Origin of the sequence: Curtobacterium sp. PsM8 (genome assembly GCF_030433875.1) — a bacterium.
Classification (GTDB): Bacteria; Actinomycetota; Actinomycetes; order Actinomycetales; family Microbacteriaceae; genus Curtobacterium.
In genome coordinates this window covers 1-11,817 of record NZ_JARUXD010000032.1, presented here as the reverse complement: position 1 = coordinate 11,817, position 11,817 = coordinate 1, and the positions used below count along the sequence as shown (strand labels likewise).

At 72.0% G+C, this 11,817-nt stretch carries 8 protein-coding genes; 7 read left to right on the top strand and 1 reads right to left on the bottom strand.

Features of this window, described 5'->3' with window-relative positions:
- A complete protein-coding gene (locus tag QCD68_RS09235) occupies positions 1-2,019 on the bottom strand; it encodes a glycoside hydrolase family 127 protein (RefSeq protein WP_301222797.1) in 2,019 nt (672 codons plus the stop codon).
- A 166-nt stretch (positions 2,020-2,185) separates the two neighbouring features.
- Here QCD68_RS09235 and QCD68_RS09230 point away from each other — a divergent pair, with 166 nt between their 5' ends.
- The 7 genes from QCD68_RS09230 to QCD68_RS09200 all read left to right on the top strand — a co-directional run bounded on the left by QCD68_RS09230 (position 2,186) and on the right by QCD68_RS09200 (position 11,661).
- Positions 2,186-3,184 (top strand): LacI family DNA-binding transcriptional regulator, encoded by a 999-nt coding sequence (locus tag QCD68_RS09230; protein WP_111074763.1) that lies wholly within the window; start codon positions 2,186-2,188, stop codon positions 3,182-3,184.
- Positions 3,185-3,297: 113 nt separating this feature from the next.
- Positions 3,298-5,007, top strand: coding sequence for a xylulokinase (locus QCD68_RS09225; RefSeq protein WP_301222796.1), 1,710 nt, complete (start codon positions 3,298-3,300; stop codon positions 5,005-5,007).
- A complete protein-coding gene (locus QCD68_RS09220; RefSeq protein WP_111074761.1) occupies positions 5,007-5,708 on the top strand; it encodes an L-ribulose-5-phosphate 4-epimerase in 702 nt (233 codons plus the stop codon). Before QCD68_RS09225 ends, QCD68_RS09220 begins: the two co-directional genes overlap by 1 nt.
- Complete coding sequence (gene araA / locus QCD68_RS09215) at positions 5,705-7,246, top strand: L-arabinose isomerase (protein WP_301222795.1); 1,542 nt, start codon at positions 5,705-5,707, stop codon at positions 7,244-7,246. The genes QCD68_RS09220 and araA overlap by 4 nt, the downstream gene beginning before the upstream one ends.
- 29 nt (positions 7,247-7,275) lie before the next feature.
- Positions 7,276-8,553 (top strand): D-arabinono-1,4-lactone oxidase, encoded by a 1,278-nt coding sequence (locus QCD68_RS09210; RefSeq protein ID WP_301222794.1) that lies wholly within the window; start codon positions 7,276-7,278, stop codon positions 8,551-8,553.
- A gap of 532 nt (positions 8,554-9,085) precedes the next feature.
- Positions 9,086-9,808: a hypothetical protein gene (locus QCD68_RS09205; protein WP_301222793.1), complete on the top strand. Its 723-nt coding sequence runs from the start codon at positions 9,086-9,088 to the stop codon at positions 9,806-9,808.
- A gap of 185 nt (positions 9,809-9,993) precedes the next feature.
- On the top strand, positions 9,994-11,661 hold the full coding sequence (locus QCD68_RS09200) for an ABC transporter substrate-binding protein (RefSeq protein ID WP_253464076.1): 1,668 nt from the start codon (positions 9,994-9,996) through the stop codon (positions 11,659-11,661).
- The last annotated feature ends 156 nt before the right edge of the window (positions 11,662-11,817 follow it).

Genomic DNA, 11,817 nt, shown 5'->3' with positions numbered 1-11,817 from the left:
TCACCGCGCCAGCGGGAGCCAGACGCGCATCGGCGCGGCCCCTCGGTTCGCCCAGGCGTAGTACGGGACGGCCGTCGCGGTGACCGGTGATCCGGCCGGGAGGCGCGGGGCGCGGTCGTCGGACCCGGCCACGTCGTCGACGCTGGTCGCCTCGCCCGCGCGATCCGTCCCTCCCGGCCCGTCCAGCCGCCGGTACGGCCACGCCGGCTGCAGGTGCTCGGCCGGTGCGTGCCCCGGGATCCGCAGCGTGACGACGCCGTCGAGCAGCTCGTCCCGGTGCTCTTCGGTGATCGGCGCCGCCGGGTCCACCGTCAGGTCGTCGACCGTGAAGCCCTGCTGGTCCGCCTGCTCGACCGCGTAGACGAGCGGACCGCGTTCGATGGCGACCTGACCGCGGGCGGCGTCGATGCGGGAGTCGGCGACGTACCGGTGCGGCGTCGTGTCGAAGGTGAGCTCGACGGTGTCGCCGGCCGACCACTCGCGGTCGATGACGTGCAGCGTGCCGGCCGCCGGGCTCGCCTGACTCGCCTGACCCGTCGAGCCGTCCGGACCGGTGACGGTCGTGGTGTCCGACCAGGCGGGGATCCGGAGTCCGAGGGCGAGTGGTCCGTCCTCGGTGACGGTGATGCGCACCCGGCCGTCGTGCGGGTACCCGGTCTCGACCTCGACGACGCCGAGCGAGGCGGTCGCGTACTGGTGGACCTGCAGCCCGCCGTCGGTCGCTGTCGCCAGGTAGCCGTCGAGGCTGGCGAAGGTGCGCATGATGTTCGGCGGGCAGCAGGCGCAGTCGAACCAGCCGCGGCGGCCGTGGGCGGGGGAGCGGTTCTCGTCCTGGTGCGCGTGGTCGCGCTGCTGCAGCGGGTTGACGTAGAAGTACTCGGTGCCGCCGAGGCTCACGCCGGCGAGGAACGCGTTGTACAGCAGGCGCTCGATCGCGTCGGCGTAGACCGGCTCGCCGGTCGCGAGCAGCAGGCGCCAGGCCCACTGCACCCCGCCGATGGCCGCGCAGGTCTCGGCGTAACCGCGGTCGGTCGGCAGCTCGTACGGGTCGCCGAACGCCTCCCAGTCCCAGCGGGCGCCGAGGCCACCCGTGATGAACGCCTTCGTCGCCATCATGTCCGCGAACTGTCGCTCGCTCGCCGCGAGGAGCTCGGAGTCCCCGGTCTCGATCGCGACGTCGACCGCGCCGGCCGCCAGGTACACGGCACGGACCGCGTGGCCCTCCACCGTCGTGGCCTCGCGGCTGGGCACCCGGTCCGAGAAGTACGTCGGCTCGCCGCCGGCCCGCTCGATGATGCCGTGCCCGCGGGCGTCGACGAACCAGTGCGCCAGGTCGAGGTAGGCGCGGGTGCCGGTCTCGCGGTACAGCTCGACCAGGCCCATCTCGACGACGGGGTGGCCGTCGACGTCGCGGGTCTTCGGCGTGCCGTCCGGTGCGGTGCCGTCGCCGAACGTGCGGACCAGGTGGTCGGCGTTCCGGATCGCGACCTGGAGCAGCGCGTCGTCCCCGGTGGCGCGGTGCTGGGCCACGGCCGCCTGGTACAGGTGACCGGCGCAGTACATCTCGTGGCTCCACTTGAGGTCCGTGTACCGCTCGCCCTTCCCGCGGATCTGCTGCACGGAGTCGAGGTAGCCGTCGTCGGCCTGCGCCTGCGCGTACAGGGCGGTGACCTCGCGCTGCAGCTCGAGCAGGTCGTCGGCGGGCGCGCGGCCGTACTCCCACGCCACCGCCTCGAGCCACTTGGTCACGTCGGAGTCCATGAAGACCGGCCCGACCGCCTCGCCCTCCTCGAGCCCGGCGGCGATCCGGAGGTTCCGGAAGTTCCCGGCGGCCTCGAGCAGGGCGTGGGCGCCGCGGATCGCGTCGCGGCCGTTGCGCTGCTGTCGGATCGCCCAGAAGCCCCCGGTGATCCGCGCGTCACCGGTGGGCAGCGGCCGGAGCGTCAGGCGCGCCTCGGCGGTCGGGAGGACCGGGGTCGCGGTGTGCGCGCCGCGGTCGGTCGCGAGCGTGGTGGTCATGTCGCCTCCTTGCGATGTGACTGGTGCCGTCCGGACTGCATCGTCGCGGGACGGAAAACGCTTTCTGCGGTGGACGTTACGACAGGGACGGGAGGCGCGCAAGGGCTTCGTGCATCGGCTTGCGTATGATCATGCGAACGTCCAGAACCTCGGAAAGGTGGTTGCCGTGACGCTCGAACGCAACGGTCAGCCGATCCGGATCACCGACGTCGCCGCGCTCGCCGGGGTGTCGATCGGCACCGCGTCGAAGGCGCTCAACGGCACCGGACAGCTGCGTGACACCACCCGGCAGCGCGTGAAGGACGCCGCCGAGAAGCTCGGGTTCGTTGGCGACGCCCGGGCCCGCGCGCTGTCCTCGGGGCGGACCTACACGGTCGGCATGATCACCACCGACTCGTTCGGTCGGTTCTCGATCCCGGTGCTGCTCGGTGCCGAGGACGCCCTGTCCGCCGGACAGATGGCCGTGCTGCTCTGCGACACCCGCGACGACCACGTGCGCGAGGCCCACTACCTGCGCTCCCTGGCGGCCCGCGGCGTCGACGGCGTCATCGTGACCGGCCGCTCCGCCGACGCCCGGCCCCCGATCGACGTGTCGATGCCGGTCGTCTACGCCTTCACGCCCTCCACCGACGACGCCGACGTCTCGATCACCCTCGACGACGCCGCCGGTTCGGCGCTCGTGGCCGCACACGTCCGCTCACTCGGCCGCCAGCGGGTCGCCGTCGTCACCGGACCCGGACGGCACCGGTCCGCGGTGCGCCGGACGGACGGCGCGTCGTCGGTGCTCGGGTCGCACCTGGTCGCACCGCCGCTCTTCGGCGAGTGGTCCGAGCGCTGGGGGCGACAGGCCGTGGACGTCCTCGCGCGCCAGGCGCCCGACGTCGACGCGATCGTCTGCGGCAGCGACCAGATCGCCCGTGGCGTGTGCGACCGACTGCGGGAGACCGGACGGTCCGTACCCGGCGACGTCGCGGTGACCGGCTTCGACGACTGGGACGTGATGGCCCTGGCGAGTCGCCCGCCGCTGACCACGGTGGACCTGCGGCTGGAGGAGCTCGGCCGGGTCGCCGGGCAGGCGCTCCTGGCGCTGATCGACGGCGGGACGGCCGCGTCGGCATCGGTCACGCCCTCGCTCGTGATCCGCGAGAGCACCGTCGGCGCCTGACGCCGGCACCCTCCGGTGCGCTCGGCGGCGACACGGCCGGACGAGTTGTCCACGTGAGCGCTCACGCGCTACGGTGTGAGCGCTCACTCGACGGCGAGAGCAGGAGGCCCACCATGAGCGACGACCGGACCCGCGAGATCGCGGACGGCCGCACGACCCTCGGCATCGAACTCGGGTCGACCCGCATCAAGGCGTGTCTGGTGGGTGAAGACCTGACCGTCATCGCCTCCGGCAGCCACGAGTGGGAGAACGAGTTCGTCGACGGTCGCTGGACCTACCCGCTGGCAGCGGTCGAGACCGGTGTCCGCGCCGCGTACGCCGCACTGGTCGCCGACCTGCAGGCGCAGCACGGCACGGTGCCGACGACGTTCCGCGCCGTCGGGGTCTCGGCGATGATGCACGGCTACCTGCCGTTCGACGCCGACGGCGAGCTGCTCGTGCCCTTCCGCACGTGGCGCAACACCTCGACCGGCCCGGCAGCCGCGGCCCTGAGCGACGCGCTCGGCTTCAACATCCCGCTCCGCTGGTCGATCGCGCACCTGTACCAGGCCGTCCTCGACGACGAGCAGCACGTCGCGCAGACCACGGGCATCACGACGCTCGCCGGGTACGTGCACCGGCAGCTCACCGGGCAGGACGTCCTCGGTGTGGGGGACGCCTCCGGTGTGTTCCCGATCGACCCGGCCACCGGCGACTACGACGCCCGGATGCTCGACACCGCACAGGACCTGATCGGCGTCCCCGACCTCCGTGCACTCCTGCCCGAGGTCCGCGTCGCCGGCCAGGACGCCGGCCACCTGACCCCCGCGGGCGCCGCCTGGCTGGACCCCACCGGCACCCTGCAGCCCGGCGCCCCGCTCTGCCCGCCCGAGGGTGACGCCGGCACCGGCATGGTCGCCACGAACGCGGTCGCGCAGCGCACCGGCAACGTCAGCGTCGGCACGAGCATCTTCGCGATGGTCGTCCTCGAGCGCGCGCTGTCCACCCCGCACGAGGAACTCGACGTCGTCACCACCCCCGCCGGTGACGCCGTCGCGATGGTGCACTGCAACAACGGCGCCAGCGAGATCGGCAGCTGGGCGCGCGTGTTTGGCCGCTTCGCCGAGGCCGCCGGCACCCCGACCGACGCCGACACCGTGTTCCGCACCCTGCTCGACGAGGCCGCCACCGCCGACCCCGACGCCGGCGGACTGCTCGCCGTCAACTACCTGGCCGGCGAACCCGTCACCGGTGTCGAGGACGGCCGACCGCTGCTCCTCCGCGCCCCCGACGCCCGGTTCACGCTCGGCAACCTGGTCCGCGCCGAACTCATGGGCGCGTTCGCGACGCTCGCCATCGGCATGGAGGTCCTGCACGCCGAGGGCGTCGCCGTCGACCGGATGACCGCACACGGCGGACTCTTCCGGACGCCCGGCCTGCCGCAGCGCCAGCTCGCCGCCGCACTCCGCGTGCCCGTCGCGCTCGAGGCCACCGCCAGCGAGGGTGGGGCGTGGGGCATCGCCGTCCTCGCCGCGTACCTGGAGCACGCGGCCGACACCTCGCTCGCCGAGTACCTCGACACGACCGTGTTCGGTTCGGCGGCGTCCGACGTCGTCGACCCGGACCAGCGCGACGTCGACGGGTTCACGGCGTACCTCGACCGGTTTCGGGCAGCGCTGCCGATCCAGGCGATCGCGGCGGGCGTGACCACGACGCCGGGCGCGACCACGACGCCGGGCGCGACCACGACGACCGGCGAGCCGACGACGGCAGCCGAGCCGGGCCTCCAGGCCGAACGCGACAGCAGCGCCGACGCGCACCAGCAGGAACAGGACGTGAACTGATGACCGACGACACCACCAAGGCGGCCGTCGCCGCAGCGCGGGAGCGCGTGGCCCGACTGCACGGCGAACTCGTCCGCTACGGGCTGGTCATCTGGACCGGCGGCAACGTCTCCGAGCGCGTGCCCGGCACCGACCTGTTCGTCATCAAGCCGAGCGGCGTCGTCAGCGAGGACCTGACCCCCGAGAACCAGGTCGTCTGCACCCTCGACGGTGTGCCGGCCGAGGGCTGGGGCAACGCGCACGGTCCTTCCTCCGACACCGCCGCACACGCCTTCGTGTACCGGAACATGCCCGAGGTGAACGGTGTCGTGCACACCCACTCGACCTACGCCACCGCCTGGGCCGCCCGCGCCGAGGAGATCCCCTGCGTGATCACCGCGATGGCCGACGAGTTCGGCGGCCCGATCCCGGTCGGCCCGTTCGCGATCATCGGCGACGACTCGATCGGTCAGGGCATCGTCGCGACGCTCAAGGACCACCGGTCCCGCGCCGTGCTCATGCAGAACCACGGCGTCTTCACCATCGGCAAGGACGCGAAGGACGCCGTCAAGGCCGCCGTGATGTGCGAGGACGTCGCCCGCACGGTCCACATCGCGAAGCAGGGCGGTGACCTCGTGCCGATCGCGCCCGAGGACGTCGACCGCCTCTTCGACCGTTACCAGAACGTCTACGGACAGAACCCCGAAGGAGCCATGCGATGACGCAGGACACCCCCACCACGACGGACGCCGTCGACCCCCAGGCCACGCTCGAGCGCTACGAGGTCTGGTTCCTCACCGGCTCGCAGGGCCTCTACGGCGAGGAGACCCTCCGCCAGGTCGAGGAGCAGAGCCGCGCGGTGCACGAGTCGCTCGCCGGAGCACTGCCGGTGAAGCTCGTGTGGAAGCCCGTCCTCAAGGACGCCGACGGCATCCGCCGCGCCCTCATCGAGGCCAGCGCGGACGACAACGTCATCGGTGTCACGACGTGGATGCACACGTTCAGCCCCGCCAAGATGTGGATCGGCGGCCTCAAGGCGCTGACCAAGCCGCTGCTGCACCTGCACACGCAGGCGAACGTCACGCTGCCCTGGGCGGACATCGACTTCGACTTCATGAACCTCAACCAGGCCGCGCACGGCGACCGCGAGTTCGGCTACGCCCTCGCCCGCATGGGCGTCCGGCACGCCACCGCCGTCGGCCACGTGAGCGACCCGCGCGTGCAGCAGCGCGTCGCCGACTGGACCCGCGCCGCCGCCGGTGCCGCTGCGATCCGCGAGCTCAAGCTCACCCGCTTCGGCGACAACATGCGCTACGTCGCGGTCACCGAGGGCGACAAGACCGAGGCCGAGATCGAGCTCGGCGTGCAGGTCAACACCTGGGCCGTCAACGAGCTCGCCGAGGCGGTGTCCTCCGCGCGTGAGCAGGACATCGACGCGCTCGTCGCCGTCTACGACGAGTCGTACGAGCTCGTCCCGGAACTGCAGGACGGCGGCGCGCGGCGCAGCTCGCTCCGTGACGGTGCCGCGATCGAACTCGGACTCCGCGCCCTGCTCGCCGAGAACGGGTCCGCCGCGTTCACCACGAACTTCGAGGACCTCGGCACGCTCAAGCAGCTGCCCGGCCTGGCCGTCCAGCGACTGATGGCCGACGGGTACGGCTTCGGCGCCGAGGGCGACTGGAAGACCGCCGTCCTGGTCCGCGCGATGAACGTCGCCGGCGCCGGACTGCCCGGTGGTGCCTCGCTCATGGAGGACTACACGTACGACCTCACCCCGGGTGCCGAGAAGATCCTCGGTGCGCACATGCTCGAGGTGTCGCCGACCCTGACCTCGTCGACCCCGACGCTCGAAATCCACCCGCTCGGCATCGGCGGCAAGGACGACCCGGTGCGCCTGGTCTTCACCGCCGACGCCGGCCCCGCGGTCGTCGCCGCCCTGAGCGACACCCGCGACGGCTTCCGCCTCACCGCGAACGTCGTCGAGGTCGTCCCGCCGACCGAGGCGCTGCCCAACCTGCCCGTCGGCCGCGCCGTCTGGGAGCCGCAGCCGTCGTTCCCCGTCTCGGCCGAGGCCTGGCTCAGCGCCGGCGCCGCCCACCACACCGTGATGACGACCGCCGTCGGCATCCAGGTGCTCGAGGACCTCGCCACCATCATCGGCACCGAGTTCCTGGTCATCGACGAGCACACCACGCTGCGCGGCTTCCGCGACGAGGTCCGCACGCAGCAGACCTGGCACCGGCTCGACCGGGGCTTCTGAGTCAGGTCGGGAGGCCTACCATGAGCGACGTGATCGACGACGACACCACCACTGCAGCCCACACCCGCACCAACTGGGCGGGGAACGTCACCTACTCGGCGAGCCACCTGGCAGAACCGACGACCGTGGCCGACCTCCAGCGGCTGGTCGCCTCGACCCCGCGCTTGACGGCGCTCGGGTCACGGCACTCGTTCAACACCATCGCCGACACCGACGCGGTGCAGGTGACGCTCACGGGCCTCCCGCCCGAACTCGACGTGGACTCCGACCGGCGCGTGGCACGTGTCGCCGCCGGCCTCACGCACGCCCAGGTCGCCGTCGGCCTGGAGGCCCGTGGCTGGGCCCTCGCGAACCTCGCGTCCCTGCCGCACATCTCGGTCGCCGGCGCCGTCGCGACCGGCACTCACGGATCCGGTGTCGGCAACGCGTCGCTCGCCCAGTCCGTCGTGGGACTCGAGATCGTCCGGGCCTCCGGCGACGTCGAGGTCGTCGGCGTTGACGACCCCCGGCTCGACGCGCACCGGGTCGCCCTCGGCGCGCTCGGGGTCGTCGTCGCGGTGCACCTGGCCGTCGAACCGACGTACCGTGTCGCGCAGACCGTGCACACCGGGCTCGGCTGGGACGTCGTCGACGCGCAGTTCGAGTCGATCATGTCCGCCGGCTACAGCGTCAGCATGTTCACCGGCTACACCGACGACGGCATCCGGCAGATCTGGACCAAGCGGCGCGAGGACCGCGACGACGCCGTCATCGACCTCGCCGCCCTCGGTGCCGTGGCCGGTGCCGAACCGATCCACCCGGTGCCCGGCAGCGAGACCGCCGGTGTGACCGAACAGGGCGGCGTGCCCGGCCCCTGGCACGAGCGACTGCCGCACTTCCGGTCGTCGTTCACGCCCTCGGCGGGCGAGGAGATCCAGGCCGAGTACATGATCGACGCGAGCAACGCCGTGCCCGCGATCCAGGCGCTCCGGGGGATCGGGGACGCCATCGCCCCGGTGCTCTTCGTGTCCGAGATCCGTCGCATCGCCGCCGACGACGCCTGGCTCGCACCGAGCTCCGGGCGGGACTCGGTCGCGTTCCACTTCACGTTCCGCCGTCAGAACGAGGACGTCGCGGTCGCGCTGCCCCTCATCGAGAACGCCCTCGCGCCGTTCGGGCCTCGGCCGCACTGGGGCAAGGTCGCGGCGGCGAGCCGGGAGCGGCTGCACCAGGTCTACCCGCAGCTCGGGGCGTTCTCGGCGCTGGCGCGGGACCTCGACCCGGAGGGGCGCTTCCGCAACCCCTTCCTGGACCGCGTGCTCGGCTGACCCCGCACGACGGGAGCGCCCCGCGCCGCTGGAAGCGGTGCGGGGCGCCCTCGTCACTGGCCCTTGCGGCTCAGGTCGTGCAGGAACCGTGCGAGGGTCACGAGCAAGCTCGCGATCCCCAGCCACGGGACCTGACGCCTGGGCCGGCGCTCGTCGTCGTGCGACATCGAGTACCTCCTGGTGTCATCGCCGGCGGACACGAGGAGCGTCAGGCCAGGGGTGTGCCGCCGAGCGAGCTCGGCTACACTGCTTCCCGAGTGCTGAACTCGGGGAACGGTGTCTTCCCCTGGCCCTCCACTCGGAGAGCGAACCGAAGCCCGGGACTGTTCCTGCAGTCCCGGGCTTCACTCGTTCGCCCTGAGCGCGGTCCGGCGGTCGCGCGCTCGACGGCCAGCCTACCGGCGTGATACACGTATTCCAGAAGGTCTCCGGGGACCCGCGAGCTGCACTTCACAGGAGATGTCGGGGGACTGCACCGCCGTTCCACCGGGTCGTCGCCGGGGCTGTCCATGTGTGGACGCAAAGGTAAGGCATGGCGAACCTGAACCGCATCCTCGGCATGGCCTCGAAGGTCATCGACAAGCAACTCCAGAAGCGCTCCGGCCAGCAGCCCGTCAGTAGGCAGTGGTCCGCGCCGTCGCCGCACGGACGCCAGCAGCAGCCCCCGGTCGGTAACCACCAGGCCCGTCCCGGCGCACCGGGCGAGGCCGACCGCGTCGCGATCGCGAAGTACGACTACCTGCTGAAGACCGCCGACCCCGAGCGCCTCGAGCAGGCCCACCACGACGCCTTCGCCCAACTCACCCCGGGGCAGCGCCAGCAGGTCCTGCAGCGGCTCAACGCGGAACTGCCGCAGCACGACCAGGGGACCGATGCCTCCGCGGCAGGTCTCGCCCGGACTGCGACACGTGGCGAGACGAGCCGTCCGGGGACCATGCGCAAGGTGCTCGGCGGCGCCGCGATCGGCGGTGGTGCCCTGGCGGTCGGCGGCCTCGCGGTCGCGGTCGCCGGCGGCGCAGTCCTGAGCGCAGCCGCGGGACCGGTGCTCGCGCAGGCGGCGGACCTCGGCGTGGACTTCGAGGGCGTCGCGGCCGGCCTCGGCGACACGGTGGGTGGCGGCCTCGGTGACCTCGGCGGCAGTGTCGAGGGCGTGGCAGCGCAGGGGGAGCAGGCGCTCGGGGGCCTCGGCGAACAGGTCGGGAACCTCGGCGAGGGCTTCCAGTGGCCGGGGATCAGCGACTTCTTCGACCGCTAGGCCGTGTCCGCAAGACCCGACGGTCTCCAGATCGCGACCGCCGTTCGGGAATGGCGGGCGACGCCGACGACTTGGAGTGTTTCGTTGTGCGTCGTCCCGCACGCGCGGGATTCGGAACGGATCCGGGCGCGGTGCCAGGATGGACGCCGCCCACCCGGCACCCCCGAACAAGGAGACCCGTCGTCATGAGACGTCCGAAGCGCCTGACCATCACCGCGGCCGTCGCCGCCGCAGCGGCCCTGGTCCTCACGGGCTGCTCGGGCGGCAACGCTTCCGACGACGCCAGCGGCGGGACGGACAAGGGCGGCACGCTCAACATCCTCACGTCGCAGACCACGTTCCACCTGGACCCCGCGACGAGCCAGAGCCTCGGCATCACCTCGATGGGCCTCGTCGCCCGTCGCCTCACCACGTGGGACGTCGAGCCGGGCAAGACCGCGAAGGTCGTCCCGGACCTCGCCACGAACACCGGTGTCGCGAGCGACGACGGCAAGACCTGGACCTACACGCTGAAGGACGGCGTCGAGTTCCAGGACGGCACGCCGATCACCACGAAGGACATCAAGTGGGGGATCGAGCGCTCGTTCGCGCCGACCCTCTCCGGCGGTCTCAGCTACCACAAGTCCCTCCTGGTGGGCGGCAGCGACTACAAGGGGCCGTTCGAGGGCAAGAGCCTCGACAGCATCGAGACCCCGAACGACAAGACCATCGTCTTCAAGCTCAACGACGCGTACGGCGACTGGCCGTGGCTCGCGTCGATGCCGGCGTTCACCCCGGTCCCCGAGGGCCAGGGCACCGACACCGGCGCCTACGACCTCAAGCCGGTGGCGTCCGGCCCGTACCAGGTGCAGTCGAACCAGCAGGGCTCGCAGGTCACCCTGGTCCGCAACAAGGCCTGGTCCGCGAAGACGGACGAGGTGCGCACCGCCGGCCCCTCGAAGATCGTCTTCAAGGAGAGCCAGGACCCGTCCACGGTGACGCAGACGCTGATCGCGGACAACGGTGACGCGAAGAGCTCCTTCGGCGCGATCTACCTCGGTGCCGCCGAGCTCAACCAGGTCCGGAGCAACCCGTCCGCGCAGGACCGCCTCGCCACGTCGAAGGCCGGCCCGATCAGCTACATGGCGATCAACACGCAGCGTGGCGAACTGAAGGACCTCAAGGTCCGCCAGGCCCTGCAGTACGCGGTCGACCGCAAGTCGTTCCGCATCGCCGCGGGTGGAGCCCTCGCCGGCACCTACGCCTCGACGCTCATCACGCCGGGCATCGCCGGTCGCCAGGACTACGACCTCTACAAGACGAGCGCCACGGGTGACGTCGACAAGGCGAAGTCGCTGCTGAAGCAGGCCGGGGTGTCGAACCTCAAGCTGACGCTCGTCACGCAGAACGACCCGACCTACCTCGCGCAGGCGCAGGCGCTGCAGGCCGGTCTCAAGCGCGCCGGCATCACGGTCACGCTGAAGCCCCTCGACTACGACTCGTTCACGCAGGCCACCACGAACGGCACCGACTTCGACCTGTCGCTGTCCAGCTGGCAGCCGGACTTCCCGAGCGCGAACGCCAACCTGCAGCCCCTCTACGACTCGTCGCAGATCGGTGGCGGTGGCTACAACGTCTCGAAGTACAGCAACCCGGAGGTGGACGCCCTCATCGCGAAGGCCAGCGCCACGGTCGACCAGTCCGAGGCGCAGAAGACCTGGGCGCAGGCAGACAAGACGATCATGGCCGACGCCCCGGTCGTCCCGCTGATGTACGCGAAGCAGTCGTTCCTGGCCGGTTCGGACGTCGACAACTTCCAGATCGCCGACTTCCCGGCGTACCCGAACTACCTCAAGGTCTCGCTCAAACAGTGACCGATCCCATCCTGCAGGTCCGGGGGGGGGGCCGGCGGGGGGGGGGGGGGGGCCGGCCCGCCGCCCCCCGCGCGCCGGGGGGGCGCCACCGCACGGGCTCGGGGCCGGCGCCCTCCTGACGGGGGGGGGGCGGGCCTCCCGGCCGGACTGGAGGCC